General features: G+C 61.1%; 18 protein-coding genes. 4 read left to right on the top strand and 14 right to left on the bottom strand.

All coding sequences use genetic code 11. The annotated features are described in order from the left end of the window. The 13 genes from KUL93_RS07135 to hisB form a co-directional block, all read right to left on the bottom strand. On the bottom strand, positions 1 to 858 hold an 858-nt coding region (locus KUL93_RS07135; RefSeq protein WP_217126385.1), incomplete at its 3' end, for an ATP-binding protein. Positions 859 to 922: 64 nt separating this feature from the next. Further along, positions 923 to 2,206, bottom strand: coding sequence for a Y-family DNA polymerase (locus tag KUL93_RS07140; protein WP_217126386.1), 1,284 nt, complete (start codon positions 2,204 to 2,206; stop codon positions 923 to 925). A gap of 42 nt (positions 2,207 to 2,248) precedes the next feature. After that, positions 2,249 to 2,548 carry a LexA family protein gene (locus KUL93_RS07145; RefSeq protein WP_283249593.1) on the bottom strand — a complete coding sequence of 100 codons (300 nt, stop codon included), beginning with the start codon at positions 2,546 to 2,548 and terminating at the stop codon, positions 2,249 to 2,251. Positions 2,549 to 2,656: 108 nt separating this feature from the next. Next, the gene (tatC, locus tag KUL93_RS07150) at positions 2,657 to 3,487 is read right to left on the bottom strand and encodes a twin-arginine translocase subunit TatC (protein WP_217126388.1); all 831 of its coding nucleotides are present in this window, start codon (positions 3,485 to 3,487) and stop codon (positions 2,657 to 2,659) included. Next, the gene (tatB, locus tag KUL93_RS07155; RefSeq protein ID WP_217126389.1) at positions 3,484 to 3,981 is read right to left on the bottom strand and encodes a Sec-independent protein translocase protein TatB; all 498 of its coding nucleotides are present in this window, start codon (positions 3,979 to 3,981) and stop codon (positions 3,484 to 3,486) included. The genes tatC and tatB overlap by 4 nt, the downstream gene beginning before the upstream one ends. 19 nt (positions 3,982 to 4,000) lie before the next feature. Next, on the bottom strand, positions 4,001 to 4,312 hold the full coding sequence (gene tatA / locus KUL93_RS07160; RefSeq protein ID WP_119335086.1) for a Sec-independent protein translocase subunit TatA: 312 nt from the start codon (positions 4,310 to 4,312) through the stop codon (positions 4,001 to 4,003). A 47-nt stretch (positions 4,313 to 4,359) separates the two neighbouring features. Then, positions 4,360 to 4,725, bottom strand: coding sequence for a histidine triad nucleotide-binding protein (locus KUL93_RS07165; protein ID WP_217126390.1), 366 nt, complete (start codon positions 4,723 to 4,725; stop codon positions 4,360 to 4,362). A 24-nt stretch (positions 4,726 to 4,749) separates the two neighbouring features. Further along, positions 4,750 to 5,112 carry a phosphoribosyl-ATP diphosphatase gene (locus KUL93_RS07170; RefSeq protein WP_217126391.1) on the bottom strand — a complete coding sequence of 121 codons (363 nt, stop codon included), beginning with the start codon at positions 5,110 to 5,112 and terminating at the stop codon, positions 4,750 to 4,752. Next, positions 5,109 to 5,570, bottom strand: a complete 462-nt coding sequence (gene hisI / locus KUL93_RS07175; protein ID WP_217126392.1) for a phosphoribosyl-AMP cyclohydrolase — start codon at positions 5,568 to 5,570, stop codon at positions 5,109 to 5,111. The genes KUL93_RS07170 and hisI overlap by 4 nt, the downstream gene beginning before the upstream one ends. Next, entirely contained in the window at positions 5,564 to 6,325 is a 762-nt protein-coding gene (gene hisF, locus KUL93_RS07180; RefSeq protein ID WP_217126393.1) for an imidazole glycerol phosphate synthase subunit HisF, read from the bottom strand. The genes hisI and hisF overlap by 7 nt, the downstream gene beginning before the upstream one ends. Continuing rightward, positions 6,322 to 7,101 carry a 1-(5-phosphoribosyl)-5-[(5-phosphoribosylamino)methylideneamino]imidazole-4-carboxamide isomerase gene (hisA, locus tag KUL93_RS07185; protein ID WP_119335091.1) on the bottom strand — a complete coding sequence of 260 codons (780 nt, stop codon included), beginning with the start codon at positions 7,099 to 7,101 and terminating at the stop codon, positions 6,322 to 6,324. The genes hisF and hisA overlap by 4 nt, the downstream gene beginning before the upstream one ends. 11 nt (positions 7,102 to 7,112) lie before the next feature. After that, a complete protein-coding gene (hisH, locus tag KUL93_RS07190; RefSeq protein WP_217126394.1) occupies positions 7,113 to 7,772 on the bottom strand; it encodes an imidazole glycerol phosphate synthase subunit HisH in 660 nt (219 codons plus the stop codon). A gap of 12 nt (positions 7,773 to 7,784) precedes the next feature. After that, a complete protein-coding gene (gene hisB, locus KUL93_RS07195; RefSeq protein WP_217126395.1) occupies positions 7,785 to 8,384 on the bottom strand; it encodes an imidazoleglycerol-phosphate dehydratase HisB in 600 nt (199 codons plus the stop codon). Between the two features lie 79 nt (positions 8,385 to 8,463). Between hisB and hisC the strand changes: the two genes are divergently transcribed. Then, on the top strand, positions 8,464 to 9,546 hold the full coding sequence (gene hisC / locus KUL93_RS07200) for a histidinol-phosphate transaminase (RefSeq protein WP_217126396.1): 1,083 nt from the start codon (positions 8,464 to 8,466) through the stop codon (positions 9,544 to 9,546). Between the two features lies 1 nt (position 9,547). On the opposite strand, the gene KUL93_RS07205 is transcribed toward hisC, so the two are convergent. Beyond that, complete coding sequence (locus KUL93_RS07205; protein WP_217126397.1) at positions 9,548 to 10,492, bottom strand: DUF3592 domain-containing protein; 945 nt, start codon at positions 10,490 to 10,492, stop codon at positions 9,548 to 9,550. A gap of 166 nt (positions 10,493 to 10,658) precedes the next feature. Here KUL93_RS07205 and KUL93_RS07210 point away from each other — a divergent pair, with 166 nt between their 5' ends. From KUL93_RS07210 to recD, 3 genes are read left to right on the top strand one after another with little or no spacing between them, the layout of a single operon-like run. Further along, on the top strand, positions 10,659 to 14,009 hold the full coding sequence (locus KUL93_RS07210; protein WP_217126398.1) for an exodeoxyribonuclease V subunit gamma: 3,351 nt from the start codon (positions 10,659 to 10,661) through the stop codon (positions 14,007 to 14,009). After that, positions 14,009 to 17,443, top strand: coding sequence for a UvrD-helicase domain-containing protein (locus KUL93_RS07215; RefSeq protein ID WP_249419347.1), 3,435 nt, complete (start codon positions 14,009 to 14,011; stop codon positions 17,441 to 17,443). Before KUL93_RS07210 ends, KUL93_RS07215 begins: the two co-directional genes overlap by 1 nt. A 14-nt stretch (positions 17,444 to 17,457) precedes the next feature. After that, positions 17,458 to 19,305 carry an exodeoxyribonuclease V subunit alpha gene (gene recD, locus KUL93_RS07220; protein ID WP_217126400.1) on the top strand — a complete coding sequence of 616 codons (1,848 nt, stop codon included), beginning with the start codon at positions 17,458 to 17,460 and terminating at the stop codon, positions 19,303 to 19,305. The last annotated feature ends 15 nt before the right edge of the window (positions 19,306 to 19,320 follow it).

The following is a 19,320-nucleotide window of genomic DNA, read 5'->3' on the forward strand; positions in this document are numbered from 1 at the left end:
CAGTTGGTAGCGTTCGAGCGTCACCGGCGCCGTCCGGTCGGCGCGTAGCGTTTTGTCTTTCCAGGTGCATTCGTGCCCGAGCGCATTGACGAGCCACGGCTGCCCTTCGGTGTCGAGCCAGAGGGGCTCCCAGATCGCGTCGTCGAACCGTTGCCCGGTGGCCTCGGTGTGTTGCAACCACAGCGCTTTGGTTTCGTCGAAGGTGAAGTTTCCCAAACGCAGCGATTCGGCTTTGATGTTGAACGCCGAACCGCCGGTGATCACCTCTTGGCCGGGGGTGTGGATGCGGTAGTCGCGCACGTCGCGCACACCACAGAGGATCACCGATTGGGGAAACGCGCGTGGCCGCTGGGTGTAACCGGCGCGCAGTTGCCTGAGAAGCGAAACCAGGGTGTCGCCCACAAGGGCGTCGACTTCGTCCAATAAGAGTACAGCGGGACGCTCTGGCTCTTGTAAACTCCAGTAAGTGAGCAGACGCGCCACCAGTTCTTCGGGTGCCACTCCCTGCCCTTCTCCATACAGTAGCCACTCGTCGAGTGTCGGGTTTCCCAACGCAATCGACGCTGAGCGGGCGATGGCGCTCGCCACCGCGGTGATGCCGCGCGCCACATCGTTGCGTGCTGCTTGCGCAGTTTCGATGTTGGCATAGAGCGCGCGGTAGCGCCCAGTGCGGTTGAGATGATCCATGAGCGCCAAAAGGCAGGTGGTCTTGCCAGTTTGCCGCGGCGCGTGCAGCACAAAGTAGCGCTCCTGCGCGATCAGCATCTCCACCTCAGGGAGGTCAATCCGCTTGAGGGGGTCGATCATGTAGTGCAGGTGCGGCTTCGACGGGCCAGCGGTGTTGAACTGTTTTTCCATTTTGTGATGGCGTTGCGTTTTCGTATGGATTCCTTCATTATGCCGTAAAGCACGCTTGTGGTGATCACACCACCGGCAACGCACGCCAATCGGTGGTGTAATTGGGCGAGCGTCGGGTTTGCCGCATCTGCCAGCCACGCTGGTGCGCTGCGGCAAGGGTCACGGTGTTGCGGCCGAAGCGGCGGTTGATCGCATCAAGCGCTGCCATCGTTTGTTGCCGCTCAGCCCAACGCGGAAGGAGTTCAGCGGTGAAGAGGTCGGGTTGCCACGTTCCGTTGGGGATGAGTTCGAACAGTACCACGCCTGCTTTTTTGTAGCGGTAACCGGGGCGAAAAAGGCGCGCCGCAATCCGGTTGGCGGTTTTGGCGAGCGTGATCGCATCGTTACACGGCAGCGGCAACGGTTCGCTCGAGAACGGATGGTAATAGTGCCCGGGATCGAACGGATTGGTCTCGAGGAAACACCCCACTTCCCGAGCCAACCAGCCGTGGGCGCGGAGCTTTTCACTGGCTGCGGTCGCGAACGCGGTCAGCGCGGATCCTAGCGTTTCGAGTGAGGTCACGCGCGTACCGAACGAGCGGGAAACGACCAGTTGCTTCTGGACGATCGGGGCCTCTGCCCATTCGAGCGCCGGTTCACCGCGTAGTTCCTGGGCGGTGCGCGCCAGGACCACGGAAAAGCGGCGCCGCACCCAAGTTGGGTCCGCAGCGGCGAGCGCGCCGGCTGTGGTGATTCCCACTGCAGCCAATTGCCGGGCCTGACGCTTGCCAACGCCCCAGACTTCGTCGACCGGGATCGTGTTGAGAAGCGCATCGCGGGCGGCGTTTCCCCACGTGCTCAGGTCACAAACACCGCCCTCGCCTGCCCAGCCCTTTTTCGCACAGGCGTTGGCGAGTTTCGCAAGGGTCTTCGTTGGGCCGATGCCGACGCAAACCGGTAGCCCAAGCTGACGGCGGATTTCGCGTCGGATCCGTTTCCCGTGCGCGGCCCGCGTTTCGGGGGGGAACAGGGAAAAGTCGAGAAAGCATTCGTCGATCGAATAGACCTCTTGCCGTGGCGCGAGCGTCGCAAGAAGCGCCATCACGCGATTCGACAGGTCGCCATAGAGGGTGTAATTCGACGACAGCGCTACGATGCCCAGCTGCGCCGCGCTGGGTTCCAATTCGAACCACGGCTGCCCCATGCGAACGCCGAGCGCTTTGGCTTCGTTGCTGCGGGCGACCACGCAGCCGTCGTTGTTCGACAATACCACGACTGGCCGCCCTTCGAGTTTCGGGTTGAAGAGGCGTTCACAGGAGACGTAGAAGTTGTTGCAATCGACGAGCGCCCAGATGGTTGGTTGCGTCATCAATGCCTCCCTGTGCCTCACACTACGCTTGTAGTTGCGCCGCTAGCGAAGCTTGCGTGCGATGCCGACCACCACGCCCCAGACCATGAGGGGTTGTCCCCGTTCGACACAGCGTACGGCAAACGACCCCGCTTCCACTGCGATCACCCAATCGCCGACCTTGGGCGTCACGGCGCGATCGACGATCAAGATGTCGCCTGGGTGGATTCCGTGCGCGATCAGGGAATCTCCCCCGACACGCATGAAAAAGGTTGCCAGCGGATGCGCGATCAGGTAACGATCGAGACTGAGGGGTTTTTCCCACTCGTGCTCCGCAGGCAATGGAAAACCGGTACTGTACATAATTACAGTATTATACGCCGAAAAAAGCGGACTGTGTGCATACCAGCCCGTTTCTATGCCGCTTGCTGCGTGGGCAGTCGCTACAGCGAAGCGGCACAGGGAGGGAAATTACGTTTTCTTGCCGTCAATTTTCTCCAGCTGATCGAGCTCGCGATCCAAGTCGGCCTCCGTTGGTGCTTGGTAGGTTGGAACCGGGAGGCCCTCTTCCGTTTCGCTTTCTTGTTGGCGTTTCGCGGTGAAACGCACGTAGAGGAGCCCCAGTTCGTAGAGCAAAATGATGGGCACGGCGAGCATGAGTTGCGAGATCACGTCGGGTGGCGTGACGATCGCGGCGATCACGAACGCGCCGACGATCACGTAGGGTCGTGCGGCAACCAGTTGCTCATGCTCGACGACGCCCATGCGCGCCAGAAGTGCGACGGCAACCGGCACTTCGAACGCGACGCCGAACGCGACGAACATCGTCATCACAAAGCTCAGGTACTGTTCGATGTCCGGCGCAAGCTGGACGCTTTGCGGTGCGAAATCGGCGATGAAGCGAAAAACCGTTTTGAAGACGAAGAAGTAACAAAACGCAATGCCCAAAAGGAAGAGCAGCGACGAAGTGACGACAAGCGGCAGGATCAACCGCTTTTCGTGCGCGTAGAGCCCTGGCGCGACGAACGCCCAGATCTGATAGAGCACATAAGGCAACGAAACGAGGAACGCCAACAAAAGCGTGACTTTTACGGGGACGAAGAACGGCGTGACAACACCGGTTGCGATCATCGTCGTTCCCTGCGGCAGCGTTTGGATCATCGGCAATGCCAACAGGTCGTACCAGAAATTCGCCCATGGCAACAGCACGACAGCCGTAAGGATCACAGCGAGCGCAGCGCGCAGCAGCCGGTCGCGCAACTCGACGAGATGCGAAATGAAAGTTTCTTGTTGCTCGTTCATCGACGCAACCCGTTATTGAGCAACGTCTTCGCGGATTCGACAGACGGCGGTTCGAGGGCGGTGGGAGAAGCTTGAGTTTCGGTGGCCCGATCGTTGGATGAAGAATCTGACTCTGGCGGCGTGCGCGGTGCAGCGTTGTGCGCGGTGGTTTCTGGTGGTGCGGTTGTCTTTTCTGATTCACCGGCAAGCGCTGTCATCTCTGCTTCGTCGAGCGTTTTTTTGGCATCCTGCACGCTCGACTGCACTTGCGCAAGCTGTTGTTGCATTTCGCTTTCGAAAGCACGCGCTTGCGCCTGGATCTGTGTTTCCAGTTTTTTGAGTTCTTCGAGTTGGATTTCGCGTTCGATGTCCGCTTTGACGCTGGATGCATAGCGCTGCATCCGCCCCAACAGGTGGCCGACGGTGCGCGCCACCTTGGGCAGACGCTCTGGCCCCAGCACGATCAACGCGACCAGCGCAATGAGAACGAGCTCGGAGAAGCCGATATCGAACATCGGGTGTTAGCCCATTCCGTCAGGAAGAGCTTTTTTCGCGAATCTGGCCTTCGATGACCGTTGCGTCTTTCTCAGCAGCAGAACTGCCTGCCGCGTTCGCGGTGCTTGAGGGGTGCGCGGAAGACGCAGTTGCAGAGGGTTGCGCCTCTGTTTTCGCGACGACTGTGCCACCTTTTTCTTCGGCTTCGGCTTCGCCGCTCTTCATTCCCTCTTTGAAACCGCGAATCGCGCTACCCAAATCGTGGCCGATATTGCGCAACTTCTTGGTGCCAAACACCAAGATGACGATGAGCAGAACGACCAGCCAGTGCCAAATGCTGAAGGAACCCATTGTGTGTCTCCGCAAAAAAGGGTGTTCCTTGGATTATCCCACAAGCGTTACCATTTGACCATCGCTGGCAATACCTTGCTGCCGCCCAAAATATGGACGTGCAGGTGCATCACCTCTTGCCGCCCGATGCGACCCGTATTGATGATCGTACGCCAACCGTCGTCGAGTCCCAACGCGAGCGCCGCTTTGGTGGCGGCCACCATCACGCGACCGATCGTTTCGGTGTCGGCGTCGGTGAGTTCTTTGGTCGAGACGATGTGGCGTTTCGGAATCGCCAAGAGGTGCACTTCGGCTTGCGGGTTGATGTCGTGAAAAACGACGGCGTAGTCGTCTTCATAGACCTTTTTCGCGGGAATTTCCCCTTTGACGATCTTACAGAAGATGCAATTGGCGTCGAACTGCGTATCGCTCATCACGGAAGTCCTCCTTGGTTGCGCTCATTCTTTGGATGGGACCACGCTTTCCGCCGCCTGGGCTTGGGCAAGGCGTGCCCGTTTTTCGTCGATGCCGGAAACCCCTTCCCGGCGGCGGAATTCGGCCAGAATGTCCTCGACCGAAAGCCCCATGTGGGCAAGGAGCACCATCGTATGAAACCAGAGATCGGTCACCTCCCAAATCAGATGGAGGCGGTCGCCATCTTTCGCCGCCATGATGACTTCGGCAGCCTCTTCGGCGACTTTTTTGAGAATCGCGTCCGTGCCCTTTTGGTAGAGCTGGGAGACGTACGATTGAGTAGGTGGCGCTGCTTTGCGTTCCGCAAGGGTCTGGGAAACGCGCAGCAGCACTTCGTGATCGATCATCGGTAGATCTCCTTGGGATCTTTCAAAACCGGTAGTGTCGCACACCATCCGTGTTGTGGTGACCATTCGCGGTAAAAACAGCTTTTGCGCCCGGTGTGGCATGCGATGCCGCCTTGTTGGCGCACGCGCAAAAGCACGGCGTCGCCGTCGCAATCGAGGTGGACCGAGACGACCTGCTGTTCATGGCCGGACGATTCCCCTTTGCGCCACAGTTGTTGCCGCGAACGGGACCAATAGACCGCGCGCCCCGAATGCAGGGTTTCGGCAAGCGCTTCGCGGTTCATCCAGGCAACCATGAGCACCGTGCCATCGTCGGCGTCCTGAGCGATCGCTGCGATCAGGCCATCTGCGCCCCATCGGACCGCGGCAAGTGCCGCTTCGATTGCCGCACTGTCGGCTTTTGTGGCGGGATTCGTGCCAACGGTTCCTTGGCGGTCGTTTGCTTCTGCCGCTACCATCGTACGGTCACCCCTGCTTCGGCCATCGCGGCTTTCGCTTGCTGAATCGTGTATTCGCCGAAATGGAAGATCGACGCGGCAAGGACCGCATCGGCGTGCCCTTCGGTTACCCCTTCCACCAGGTGGTGCAGCGTGCCGACGCCACCCGACGCGATCACCGGAACCGGTACTGCGTCCGAAACGGTTCGCGTGAGTTCGAGGTCGAAGCCCTGTTTGGTGCCGTCACGATCCATGCTGGTCAGCAGAATTTCGCCTGCGCCGAGTTCGCAAACGCGCACGGCCCATTCGACCGCGTCGAGTCCCGTGTCGCGGCGACCACCGTGGGTAAATACGTTCCAGCGCCCAGGGGCGACCGCTTTGGCGTCGATCGCGACGACGATCGCTTGCGAACCGACGCGATCGGCAGCGCGGGCAACGAGCGTGGGATCTTGCACCGCAGCGGTATTGATGCTGACCTTGTCGGCGCCAGCAAGGAGCAACCGTCGTACGTCTTCGACGCTGCGCACGCCGCCGCCTACGGTGAAGGGGATGAAGACCCGTTCGGCAACCCGGGCGACGATGTCGAGCATGATCGCGCGCTCGTCGCTCGATGCGGTGATGTCGAGGAAAGTGAGTTCGTCGGCGCCTTCCGCGTCGTAGCGCTGCGCGATCGCAACCGGGTCGCCCGCGTCACGCAGCCCAACGAAATTGACCCCTTTGACGACACGCCCAGCATGCACGTCCAGGCAAGGAATCACGCGTTTGGCAAGCGTCACCGTGGCTGCTCCGCGTTCCCGTTCTTGCGTGCCTCGCACAGCAGATCGGCCCGTTTTTGCGCGGCGGCGAAATCGAGCGTCCCTTCGTAGATCGCGCGTCCGGTGATCGCGCCTAGAATCCCTTCGTCGGCAACCGCGCACAAGGCTTCGACGTCAGCGAGTGACGCCACGCCCCCAGAGGCGATGATCCACGTCTTTTCCAGCGCTTGTGCCAGTCGAATCGTGGCGTCCACATTGACGCCGGTCAGCATCCCGTCGCGACCGATATCGGTATAGACGATCGCCTCGACGCCATAATCTTCGAATTTGCGCGCCAGATCGACGACGTCGTGCCCTGTGACCTTCGACCATCCGTCGGTGGCGACTTTTCCGGCTTTCGCGTCCAATCCAACCAGGATGTGTCCGGGAAACGCGACGCAAGCGTCTTGCACCAAGCCAGGATTTTTGACCGCAGCAGTGCCAATGATGACGTAGTCGACCCCCATGTCGAGATAGCGTTCGATGGTGTCGAGATCGCGAATGCCGCCGCCCAACTGAACCGGGACTTCGTCCTCGGCCAGCTCTTCGAGAATGGCTTCGATCGCCTCAAGGTTTTTCGGGCGCCCTGCAAACGCGCCGTCGAGGTCGACCAAGTGAAGGCGCCGCGCGCCTTGGTCGACCCAATGGCGTGCCATCGCAGCAGGATCGTCGCTATAGACGGTGGCGTCACTCATGCGCCCTTGTTTCAGACGCACACATTGTCCATTTTTGAGGTCGATCGCCGGAATCAACAACATGGCGTGTAGTCCTACTGGGTGGATGAAACGGAAAAGGTTTGGGCCCAAGTCACGAATCGAGAAAGGAGTGCCAGCCCGGTTTCACCGCTTTTTTCCGGATGAAATTGCGTCGCGATCAGATTGCCGGTTGCCACCGCGCAGGTAAAGGGAATCCCGTATTCACAGGTAGCGAGGGTGACCGCGTCGTCCTCCGGAACGACGACGTAGCTGTGGACGAAATAGTAGCGTTTCCCGGTTTCGCTGGCGGGTAAAACGGGGTGGTCGCGGGTCACGGTGATGGTGTTCCAGCCCATGTGCGGCACCTTGAGGTGCGCATGCCCTGTTGCGAACATCTCGTTTTTGGGAAAGCGCACCACTTTCCCCGGTAAAATACCAAGTCCCGCAACGTCTCCTTCTTCCGAATGGGCAAAGAGGAGTTGCAGACCGACGCAGATGCCCAAGAAAGGACGGTTTGCGGCGGCCCATCGGACCGCGTCGGTAAGTTGCTGCGCGGTCAGAGCCGCAATGCAGTCGGCAAAAGAGCCCTGCCCAGGAAAGACCACCGCGTCGCTTTCATAGAACGCGTCAGCCGTGTGGGCGAGCGTCACTTGCGCATGCGGGGCCACATGTTCGAGCGCTTTTTGCACCGAACGCAAGTTCCCCATCCCATAATCGATCACGGCAATGCGCATCGCAACGGCTCCTCAGCCGGAAAGTGACCCTTTGGTCGAAGGAACCGACCCGGAGCGCCGCTCGTCGATGGCTACCGCAACGCGCAGCGCGCGACCGAACGCTTTGAAGAGCGTCTCTGCCTGGTGGTGGGCGTTGACGCCGTAGAGATTTTCGACATGGAGCGTGATCGCGGCGTGGTTGACGAAGCCTTGGAAGAATTCACGAACGAGCTGCGTGTCGAACCGGCCGATTTTTTCCGCGGTGAACCCGCAATGGAACGTGAGCATCGGTCGCCCGGAGAGGTCGACCACGACGCGGGAGAGCGCTTCGTCGAGCGGGACGTAGGCGTGGCCATAGCGGACGATTCCCCGTTTGTCGCCCAGCGCGCGGGCAAACGCTTGCCCCATCGTGATGCCGACATCTTCGACCGTGTGGTGGTCGTCGACGTGGGTGTCTCCACGCGCTTCGACGCGGAGATCGAACGCGCCATGACGGGCAATCTGGTCGATCATGTGATCCAAGAAGGGCACGCCGGTGGCGATGTGCGCTTTGCCGGAGCCGTCGAGATCGAGATGAACGGTGACGCTCGTCTCAAGGGTGGTGCGCGTCACTTCAGCGGTTCGGGCAGTCATCACGTCCTGTATCGGCAATAAATCTTCGAGTCGCCATGATACCATTTTCCCGTTTGTCTCTATCCGTGCGCTGAGTATCATGCTCCAACCAAACGCTTCCTCTCCTTACTGGAACCCCCGCATTGCTTCGCTTTTCCCTTACACGCCCGGTGAGCAGCCTCGCATTGCCAATCTCATCAAACTCAACACCAACGAACTTCCCTACCCCCCTTCGCCCCGTGTGGTCGCGGCGATTCAACAGGAGCTGGGTGAGCCGCTCCGTCGTTACCCCGACCCTGAGGCAACAGCGCTGCGTGAAGTACTGGCCCGACGCTATCGTGTCGAACCGTCATGGGTGTTCGTCGGTAATGGCTCCGATGAAGTGCTTGCGTTCGCCTTTCAAGGTTTGTTGGGCCACAGCGGCCCCGTGCGCTTTCCTGAAATCACCTACAGCTTCTACCCCGTTTATTGTGGCCTCTACGCGCTGCCTTTCGAAACGACGCCGCTTCATGACGATTTCACGCTCGATTGCGCCGCGCTGAGGGCGGCTGGGCGTGGCGGCGTCGTTTTTCCCAACCCCAACGCGCCAACGGGCATTGCGCTACCCCTTGCCGAAGTGGAACGGATCGTAGCGGCGCATCAGGGAAAAGCGGTCGTGCTCGTCGACGAGGCGTACGTCGATTTCGGTTCGGAGAGCGCCGTGCCACTTACCCACCGCTACGACAATCTTTTGGTGGTCCAAACCTTTTCGAAAAGTCGTGCGCTGGCGGGGTTGCGTGTCGGTTTTGCGATCGGCCAACCGCCGCTCATCGAAGCGCTCACCCGGATCAAAGACAGTTTCAACTCCTACCCGCTCGACCGGTTGGCGCAAGCCGGCGCGATCGCGGCGCTCGAAGACGAAGCCTATTTCGAACAGACCCGGCAGGCTGTGATTGCGGAGCGTGAGCGCCTTGCTACCGCGCTCGCTGCGATGGGTTTTGTGGTGCTTCCCTCGAAAGCCAACTTCCTCTTTGCGCGCCATCCGTCGATCGGTGGCGCAGCGTTGGCGCAATCGCTTCGTGCCCGAGCGATTCTGGTGCGCCATTTCGCAAAACCGGAACGCATCGCGCCGTTTGTACGCATCACTGTGGGGGCACCCGAACAGAACGACGCGTTGCTTGCTGCGCTCAGAGCGATCGGATAATTCACCGGCGCGTCCGTTTCTGCAGCGCAACGCCAGATTCCGGTGCCGAAGCCCTGGCGCGGATCTTATGTTTGAGGTACCACAAAAATCCCACATCAATGAGCGTCAGCACCGCGACGATTTGCCCGATGAGCGAACCGAGCCCAAAAAACGTAACGATTCCGCTTGCAACCAGCAACCACGCCACGATCACTATCGTGATGATGCGCTCCTTCTGGCGCACCGCATCACGCTGACGTTCTTGTTCCTCTGGTCGCGAAATGGTGACGCGCGGTACTGGCTCGGACGGTGTTTGGGCGCTTTTTGCAAAGGCTTTCGCAAACAGCCAGGCAAAGAGTGGTCCGATCAACGGAACGCCCAATAGTCCTGGAGCCGCGCGCCCTTGCAAAGCCTCCCACGCGACAGGGCTACTCAGCAAAACCCACAACGCGGTGAAAACCAAAAAGAAACGCCGCGTTGCTTCGCGATTGAGCGCCCACGAATCGGCACTCTGAGCCAAAGCCCCACCGTTGCCGGCAGGATCGGCTGGGTTTTTCGCAGCCAGAATCCAGTAGAACCCTGCAGTAAACAGAATGAAAACGACGCCCACCAAAACCCAAATGATCGCCCCCCCTTCGAAGAGTCCAGGAACCAGCACAGCGAAAGCGGGATTGCTCGGGTCATAAAAGACCGTGACCATCGTCCCGGGTTGATAGCGCGCTACGACTTCTTGCGCCCAACCGCGGGAGGAGCGCCCTTGTTCCTCCACCCAAATCCGGTGCCCCTCGTATTGCACGCCATCGACCGTGTAGCGATAGCGAACGCGAGGGAAATAGCTGGCCGAATTGCGGCTCCGATGATAGTCAACCGATGACGCGATGACGGTCCCCACTGTCTGAGGCCATGACTCCGCTTGGTAAGCGATCCAGAGTTGCTGCCCACCATAGGCGATCAATACCGAGCCCACGATAACGAAAAGTAGGAGGAAAAAAATCGAGGATTTTCGATTTCGTTCGGCGCAACCCTGGTTGGATCATGAGACTTTCCTTCACGCCAATCTCGAAGGCATCGCGTACCGTTACGTTATACTTTCTTTTCGTTGCGAAATCCAAATCTCCACGTTTGTCACCACCGTGCATTTCATCCTCCACGTCAGCAACCGCACCGAAATTCTTCTGGCGCATCTGGTCGATCTGCTCGAGCATGCGCCGCCGCAACCGTTCGAACGCCTGCCCTTCTTGATCGCAGGCCGTGGGATGGAGCGGTGGCTCGAACACCAACTGGCGCGCCACTTCGGGATTTGGGGGAACGGTGAATTCCTTTTTCCCCACCATTTCTTCGACCGGTTGGCCGAAACGTTTGGCGTGACGCTCGATGCCGCGCCGTTGGCTCGGGAACGGACGCGCTGGCGCATCGAGGCAGCGTTGCGCGATCCTGCGTTTGCCGCGACGCTGCCATTCCCCGGTATCGCAGAACCGGACGCCGCGCGGCAGCGTTTTCAGTTGGCCGAGCAGCTCGCCAACCTCTACGACCAGTACCAATTGTTGCGCTCCGATTGGCTCGACGCTTGGTCGCAGGGGCAGAACCCGCTCGCGAACGACCCCCACGCGTCTTGGCAGATGGCGCTGTGGCAAAAGCTTGCGATTGCACCCCACCGCGGGACCTTGTGGCGGCAATTGATCGAACGGCTCGCAGCGCTTTCGGAAGCGGAGGTGGCGCAGCTTCCGCCGCAGATCTTCGTCTTCGGAGTGAGTTATCTTCCTCCGCTCATGCTCGAAGTCTTGCTCGCGCTAAGCGCCCATGGTCCGGTGCACCTCTTCACCCTTTCGCCGTCCGAAACGTACTGGGGCGACATTCCCAAACGGGAAGCGCGGTTTGCTTACCTGAGCGATCCCAACGGCTTACCTGAAGGTACGCACCACCCGTTGCTGATCGCGTACGGGTGGCATGGCGCGTGCTTTCAGCGCCAGTTGCTAGAAGCGCAAGCCATGGCCGAACTCACCCATTTCGAACGGCACCAACCCACCGATCGCCCGGTGACCCTGCTCGAGCATCTGCAAAACGACCTCTGCGACAACACGTTATCCCCGCTGCCGCCTGATGTCGAGCGAAACATCCTCTTTCACCGTTGCCATACGCGGCTCAGAGAGGTCGAAGTCCTGCGGGATCGGATCCGAGCCCTGTTGGCGGAGACGCCCGATCTGGTGCTTGACGAAATCGTGGTGATGTCGCCGCAAATCGACCAGTACCGCCCCTTCATCACGCCGCTTTTTGCCGACATTCCGCACACCATCGCCGACCGGACGGTGGTCCATGACGCGCCCGCGCTGCAATGTCTTCTTGATTGGTTCGCGCTGATCCAAGGGGATTTTGCCTGGGACGAGGTATGGGATTTCCTTCACCAACCGTGGGTGATGGCTCGGTTCGACCTCACCGCCGCCGAGCTGGATCTCCTTTCTGAGATGGTCGTCGAGATCGGCGCGGTGCGTTGTGACCTCACGAGCGAGACCCATCGCAACGACTGGCTTTCCGGGCTGCGCCGATTGCTGTTGGGCGCCGTCTGTGATGCACCCGATACCGTTTGGCACGCATTCGCTCCAGTCGGCGCGTGCGAAGGCCAGCGGATGGCGCTCCTTGCTCCGCTTTTCGCGCTGTGGGAACGGATGCGCGAATGGCGCGATCTTGCGCACCACCCAGACGGGTTTTCGCTACCGTTCTGGCAAAAGGAGCTGCGGCGCTTGGCGCAATTTTTCTTTCCTGATGACCCGCAGCGCCTACCGCTCGAGGAGGCGATCGAAACATTGGGTGAAGAGGCAGCACCGCTCACCGAAACCGGCACGCCCATCGGGTTTGCCACGATTGCCGCCTGGGTGGAATCTTTGGGGGCGGAACGGCGCAACAGCCGGGGGTTCTTGCAGCGGGGCATTACTTTTTGTGATCTGCTGCCGATGCGTTCGATTCCGGTCCGTGTTCTTTTTCTCATCGGCATGGACGATCAAGCCTACCCCAGGCAACAGCGGGCGCCCGCGTACGATCTGCTGCGGCGCCATTTCCGTATCGGCGACCGCGACCTACGCAGCGAAGACCGCTATACCTTTCTCGAACTGTTGCTGTGCGTGCGCGAACGGCTGGAAATTCTGTGGCAAGGGCTGACCCCGGACACCAACGCCAAGCGGCCGCCTGCGCAGGTGGTGACCGAATTGCGGGAAGTGCTGGAATACGGGTATGGGCTGCCGGTTGAGCGCGACGACGCGCTACCCCCGCAGACGCTTACCATCAGCCACCGTGCCTTTCCGTTCCACAGCCGTTACTTCGCCGCGGACACCCCGAACGTGCTGCGCGGTCGCGACAGGGACCATTACGCGATCTGCGTCGCGCTGCGTCACGCAGCAGATGCCTCGTTGGCGCCCGCGGTGGGCGATTCCAGACTGCCGCCGTTGCCGTGGCCAACCCAAGCGCTGGCCCTCGAGACGCTCGCCGCTGCGCTCTCCGCACCGATTGCCTGGCGTTTGGCCCAACATGGCGTCGCGACCGATCCCCTTGTGGAACCGCCGATGCCGCGCGCCAAATTGGTGGCGGATGGCCTCGACGAATGGCGTTTGCGCGAACGCCTCAACGAAGGTGCCCAAGCCCGTTCGGCTTCATGCATGGCATGGGACGAAACCCTGCCCAATGCTACCCTACAACGCGCGCAGGCCGAAGGAGTCTGGCCGCTGCACCCAAGTGGCGCGCGCCGCGCACAGGAAGCATTCGCTCACTTTTCGACCCTTTGGCAGGCGTATCGGCACGCCTGTCCGACTTCGCCCACACCACAGACCTATTCGGTGACGATCGACGGATGGACGGTCACCGATACCCTCCCCGTTGCAGGGAATCGGACGTTCGTCGCCTTTCACCCCCACCGAGTCGCCAAAAAGAACCGACTTCAGCTCTGGTTGCGCCATCTCCTGCTCTGCGCAAGCGACAGAGGCGGCTGGCACACGCACCTCTACGCGTTCGACCGAACCCCGAAAGCAGACACAGCGGCGATCGTTTTACAACACCCGCCGGTCAGCGCAGCGGAGGCGGCGGCAGAGCTCGCGCAGTGGCTCGCGCTGTTTTCCCGAACGCTTAGCGCCCCCTTACCGTGGCACGCCACGTGGTGGGACACGTGGTGGGACAAATGGCGGTCTTCGTCGCCCGAAAACAACGAACGCGATGCGAAGCAGGAAGCAAATTGCCGTGCCGCGTGGTTCGAATCGGCAGAGCGCGCACTGGGCATGCGCCAAGGGCACGATGGGGGAGACCACACCGATCCCTCGCTGCTCTGGGCCTTTGGCAACCGTTCCGAAAGCGCGCTCTATGCGCTATTGGAAGAGAGCTACGCGTTATTGCGGCCACGGCTCGAATTTTGGGCACAGAAAAGCCAAGTCATCCCGCTCTCCGGTAGCGCCGAAGCCAACTCGGTTCCAAGCGAAACGGGACGAATGGGGGTGAAACCGTGATGCAGGCTGCGCCGTTCGATCTGTACAACGACCCGCTCCTACCGGGTATCCACGCGATCGAAGCGAGCGCCGGAACCGGCAAAACCTACACGTTGGCTCAACTGCTCGTCCGCCTTGTCGTCGAGAAGGCGATTCCGATCGACCAAATCTTGGTGGTCACCTTTACCCGCGCTGCAGCGGCCGAACTGCGCGAACGGATCCACCGCCGTTTGACCGAGGTGGAACTGGCGTTGCACACACCACTCGACGATCCCTCTATTGTTCCTGATGATCCTTTTTCTCTGTGGCTGGCGCGACTCGATCCCAACGCGGCGCGCGACCGTCTGCGTCGCGCGAAAGGGTTGCTCGATCTGGCGCCGATCACCACGATCGACGCGTTTGCAATGCAGGTAGCGCAAGAGGAAGGGTTCGCGTTGGGTATTTCGCCCGCGGCAACGCTGCTCGAGGACGAAGCGCGGTTCGACCGACCGCTCATCGACGCGCTATGGCAAAGGAGCGCCGTGTTGCCGCAACCCCTACAAGACGCGGTGATTGCGCGTTATCCCACACCGGACAAACTCGCGTCCGATTTTCACCGCCTGGGCCCGAACGCGCGGTTCTCTTCCCCTACCGATTGGCAAACCCTTTGGGAAGCGTATGAGGTGCTCTATGCCGAGTGGCCGCCAGCGCGTTTGCGTGCGCTTGGAGAAATTTCAGAAGAATTGTTATGTAAAATAAATGCCGACAACCGACGGGGAAAAGTCAAACGGGATCTCATTGCGCCCCTTCTTGCTGGCGAATTGCCAACTTTTCGCGATGCCGCAGGCGGGGTACTGACGTACCTGGAAGGAACTGCGCTACCCAAAAAGGTCCCGTTCGAGACGGCTTTTTCCCCAGAAAATCGGGCGCATGCCGTTGCCGAATGGCGTGCGCTCGACGCGGCGCTACGCGCCATCCCTCCGCTCGACGCAGTGGTCGAAGCCTGGTTCGCCGCACAATTTCACCGATGGCAGGAGTGGCGTGCCGAAGAGCTGGTCCGAAACGACCGCTTCACGTTCGATTCCCTCAAACGCCGCTTGGCGGATCGACTCACCCAAACACCGACCCCGCCCATCTGCACCCGATTGCAGGAGCGGTTTGCCGCGTGTCTCATCGACGAATTTCAAGACACCGATCCCGATCAGTGGCGGGTTTTCCGCACGATCTTCACGCAGTCCCACCATCGGCTCTTTCTCATTGGGGACCCCAAACAAGCGATCTATGGCTTTCGCGGGGCCAATCTGGAGACCTATTTCACGGCGATCGACACCGCGCACCATCGCCACACGCTCACGACCAACTATCGCTCGCACCCTACCCTGATCTCGGGCTTCAACCAACTCTTCGCAAACGACGCGAACCCCTTCCTCGATTCGCGGTGCGTCGCGCACGAAATCGCCGCTGGGCGTTCGCCCGATGCGCTCGGGTTTCGGCTGGGTGCCACGGAAATGACGCGAATTCGGGTGGTGGTCGTGGACAACAGCGACGATAGCAGCGCCGAGGCGCTCCGTCGTGCCGAATTGTGGTGCCTTGCGGCCGATATCGTCACCACGCTCGAAACCGGTTGGTTGTGGGAAACGGAGAATGGCGCCCGGCGTGAACGCCCTGTGCGTCCGGGTGATATCGCGGTGCTCACGCCAACGAACGACAACGCCCTTGCGGTTCAAGAGGCGCTGCGGGCAGCGGGGGTGCCGAGCGTGCTCACCAGCCGCACGTCCGTTTGGCTGAGCGACACCGCCGCGGAACTGATCCGCTTGTTGGAAGTGATTCGCAACCCGGCGCGGTTACCCCAACTCAGAGCGCTGCTCCTGGGGCCGTTTTTCCAGTGGTCGGTAGCGCAGCTCGAAGCCGACGAGGCGGTTGCGACCATTGTCCAAGCGCTGGAAGCAGCGCAGCGCACCTGGCAACGCGAAGGGGTGCTTGCAGCGCTCCTAGCGCTTTTTTCGCAGTGCGGTATTTGGGGGACGCTCGCGCGCTTACCCGATGGCGAACGGCGGGTGGCCGACGCGCGCCACCTCATCGAACTCCTCCAAGAAGAGGCGAGCAGCCGCGGACGAACGCCCGAAGCGCTCCTTAGCTGGGCGCGAGCGCGCCACCATGGGGGTGGGGGAAAGGATGACGCGCAACTGCGCTTGGAGCGCGACGACGACGCGGTGACGATCGTCACGATGCACAGCGCGAAAGGACTCGAATACCCGATCGTCTTCCTCTACAACGCCTGGCGGAAGCAGCGATCAGCAAGTACGCCGCTTGCCCTCCCCTTGCCTGATGGCACGCGCGCAAGTTTCGCGGAAGCCGACAAAGCGCGCTACAAGACCCTAGCCGAGCAAGAGGCCCGCCGCCTCTTTTACGTTGCGTGTACCCGGGCGCAGCGTCACCTCACGCTCTATTGGCCCCAGCGGTCGAGTGCGGACAACAATCCGTTGGATCAACTGGTCGGCAACCGCCGCTCCCAGCTAGAAGCCTCCTCGGCTTTTTACTTCGAAACGCGGGTTCCCCCCACGCACCTGGCGCGTTGGCAGCACTCCGAAGATCCGGTTACCTTGCAACCGCCAGCGGAACCCCCGCACGAACGCATCACACAAGGCGCGCGGCAACGCACCAGTTTCACTGCGCTTGCGCGCGCGGTCACCCCAGACGAGCGCGAAACCCCGTGGAGCCGCTGGCTGGATGAAGCAACCGACCCGTTTGCGGCAAGTAACGTGGAAAGCGATTCCAGCGGGATTTGTGACCCGCTGCCCGCTGGCACTGCGTTTGGGATCTTTGTCCATGAATGGTTGGAGACCATCGACTTTACCAACCCCGACTGGTCGTGCCTCGAACCTTTGTGGCTGCGCCGAGGACTTTCACGTCCCATGCCCAAAACGGCGCTACGCACCCGACTCGCCGCCACGCTCGGCGCCGATTTGGGTGGGTTTTCGCTGCAAAACGTGCCGTGTCATGCGACGTTTCGCGAACACCCCTTCCTCTTTGCTGTCGATGCGATCGATCTTGCCGCGCTCAATGCGTTGCTTTCGCGTCTCGACCCCAATTGGCGCCCGTTATGGGCGCGCGACACCTTGCGCGGGTACGTCACCGGTGTGATCGACCTGGTCATCCTTCGCGACGACCGCTACTCGATCATCGACTACAAAACCAACCGCCTGGCGCGTTACGACCCGCAAACTTTGGCGCAGGCGGTGACGCACCACCGCTATACCCTGCAGGCGCTCCTCTACGCGGTGGCCGTCGATCGATTGCTTGCGCGCTTTCAGCCCGGGTATGACCCGCACCGACACCTGGGGCCCGTTCACTACCTCTTCATCCGCGGAACCGTTGCCGGAACGTCGCACGGCATCCATACCTTTGCGTTTGCACCCCATTTGCTCGAGGAAGCGTGGCAGATCCTGGGCATGGCCGCTGCCGCGTACCGCTAGCAAAAGGAACCCCGATGGAACCGCAAAGCGAAACGACCCAATCGGAACGGGAACGCGAAGAGACGGCAACCACGATTTTGGCGCGCCACCTCGCCCAAACCTTCCAGGCTGTTTCCTCTCCTCCCGCTGGTGCGGATCGAAACGTGGTCGATGAAGCGGAGCGCGCGGGCAAGGCGGTGGAACGCTTCGTGGAGGCGCTTTTGGAAGCCCTTGCCGAGGGCAATACCGCTCTCCAGTTGACTGCCGAAACGGCCGCTTGGTTGCGGCAACAACCGTGGGTTTCGGACGGCTCGCGATTTGCCCCTGTGATCCTTACGGGGACGCTTGCGCAGTTTCACCGCTACTGGCTAGCGGAACAGACCCTGGCCGCTTTTTTCGACGCGCGCGTCGGCATTGGCGCCAATTCCCAAGGGTTACGAAAAGCGGATATCGACCCTGCCGAGACCGCGCCGCTCGATCCCGAATTTCGTGCAGCCGCCGATGCGTTCGCGCTCGAAGCGGAAAAGCGCACGGTGATCGCGCGCGCGCTCACACTGCCGGTGGCCCTCTTGACCGGAGGGCCGGGCACCGGCAAGACGACGACGCTCGCCTGGTTCTTGGCCGCAGCGCTTCGGCGTCATCCTGAGATGCCGATCGCGCTCGCTGCGCCCACTGGGAAAGCGGCGCAACGGATGGGGGAAGCATTGACGCTCGTGTTATCCGAATTGCCGCTTTCGGACGCTGCGAAAGCATGTCTTTGTGCGCTCACCCCACTCACGCTGCACCGTCTCTTGGGCATCGGACGCAGACCCGAACCGAGCTACCACGCGCAACGGCCACTGCCTTACGACCTGGTCGTGGTCGATGAGGCGTCGATGGTCGATGTGCTGCTTCTTGCCAAACTGGTGCGCGCGCTTCCAGCCACCGCGCAGCTTTTGCTCATCGGCGACCCCAACCAACTCGCCTCCGTGGAAGCCGGCAACGTCTTGGCCGATCTCGTCGCGCGCTACCCGAATTGCCACCTGCCTCTTTCCCGCAGCCACCGCTTCACCGCCGCGATTGGGGCGTTTGCGGATGCGGTGATCGCGGGCAACGGTGACGCGGCGTGGCAGATGCTGTCCCCTGCGGACGAAGCGGTGTTGCGCTCTCTTTTCGCGTCGCATGAGTTCCCCAAAGATCTTCCTCCATTGCGGCTCCAACCGACCGCAGCGGAACTGTTCGCGGCGATCGATCGCGGATTTCAAAGCGTGTTGGCCCACCTTGCCGTTGCGCCCAACGGAAGCGACTTTTCGAGCGTTGCCGCGTACGTGCGCACCCTCTTTGCGTGCTACCGCGGCTTTCGGGTGCTCAGTCCGCTACGCCACGATCGCCGCTATGGCGTGCGTGCCCTCAACGCCCGAATTGCCGAACAGTGGCACCGCGCGCACCGCATCCCGTTCGTCGGTACGGGCGCGGGAAGACCGATCCTGCTTGGGCAGCCGATCACGATCGAAAGCAACGACTACAGTCTTTCCCTCTTCAATGGCGACCAAGGGGTGGTCTTCCCGTGGAAAGGCGCTCTCTTTGCCTGGTTTCTCGACACTGACGCACCGCACGGTGTCCGCCCCGTTCCGCTTGCGCAACTGCCCCGTTGGGAGAGCGCGTGGGCACTGACCGTACACAAAGCGCAAGGGTCGGAATTCGACGCGGTGTTGCTCGTGCTCCCCACGGAGACCGTTACCGTGGCAACGCGCGAACTGTTCTATACTGCGATCACCCGGGCGAAACGCGGGTTCGTTTTCTGGGGGACCGACGACGCCTTCCGCGCCGCAGTCGCGAATCGGACGGTTCGAGTCAGTGGTTTGGGTGGCGCGGTGGTTGGATCTGGTGCTTCTGCACGTTGATTCTTATGGGCCTTT

Source organism: Hydrogenophilus thiooxidans (genome assembly GCF_019049855.1).
Lineage (GTDB): Bacteria > Pseudomonadota > Gammaproteobacteria > Burkholderiales > Rhodocyclaceae > Hydrogenophilus > Hydrogenophilus thiooxidans.

What these genes read in the sequence shown, in the direction of transcription:
- KUL93_RS07170 (WP_217126391.1), bottom strand. Translation starts at nt 5,112, where the DNA reads ATGATCGATCACGAAGTGCTGCTGCGCGTTTCCCAGACCCTTGCGGAA.
- KUL93_RS07145 (WP_283249593.1), bottom strand. Translation starts at nt 2,548, where the DNA reads ATGTACAGTACCGGTTTTCCATTGCCTGCGGAGCACGAGTGGGAAAAA.
- hisC (WP_217126396.1), top strand. Translation starts at nt 8,464, where the DNA reads ATGCTCCAACCAAACGCTTCCTCTCCTTACTGGAACCCCCGCATTGCT.
- KUL93_RS07215 (WP_249419347.1), top strand. Translation starts at nt 14,009, where the DNA reads ATGCAGGCTGCGCCGTTCGATCTGTACAACGACCCGCTCCTACCGGGT.
- tatA (WP_119335086.1), bottom strand. Translation starts at nt 4,312, where the DNA reads ATGGGTTCCTTCAGCATTTGGCACTGGCTGGTCGTTCTGCTCATCGTC.
- tatC (WP_217126388.1), bottom strand. Translation starts at nt 3,487, where the DNA reads ATGAACGAGCAACAAGAAACTTTCATTTCGCATCTCGTCGAGTTGCGC.
- KUL93_RS07140 (WP_217126386.1), bottom strand. Translation starts at nt 2,206, where the DNA reads ATGACGCAACCAACCATCTGGGCGCTCGTCGATTGCAACAACTTCTAC.
- hisH (WP_217126394.1), bottom strand. Translation starts at nt 7,772, where the DNA reads ATGCGCATTGCCGTGATCGATTATGGGATGGGGAACTTGCGTTCGGTG.
- tatB (WP_217126389.1), bottom strand. Translation starts at nt 3,981, where the DNA reads ATGTTCGATATCGGCTTCTCCGAGCTCGTTCTCATTGCGCTGGTCGCG.
- hisA (WP_119335091.1), bottom strand. Translation starts at nt 7,101, where the DNA reads ATGTTGTTGATTCCGGCGATCGACCTCAAAAATGGACAATGTGTGCGT.
- hisB (WP_217126395.1), bottom strand. Translation starts at nt 8,384, where the DNA reads ATGACTGCCCGAACCGCTGAAGTGACGCGCACCACCCTTGAGACGAGC.
- hisI (WP_217126392.1), bottom strand. Translation starts at nt 5,570, where the DNA reads ATGGTAGCGGCAGAAGCAAACGACCGCCAAGGAACCGTTGGCACGAAT.
- KUL93_RS07165 (WP_217126390.1), bottom strand. Translation starts at nt 4,725, where the DNA reads ATGAGCGATACGCAGTTCGACGCCAATTGCATCTTCTGTAAGATCGTC.
- recD (WP_217126400.1), top strand. Translation starts at nt 17,458, where the DNA reads ATGGAACCGCAAAGCGAAACGACCCAATCGGAACGGGAACGCGAAGAG.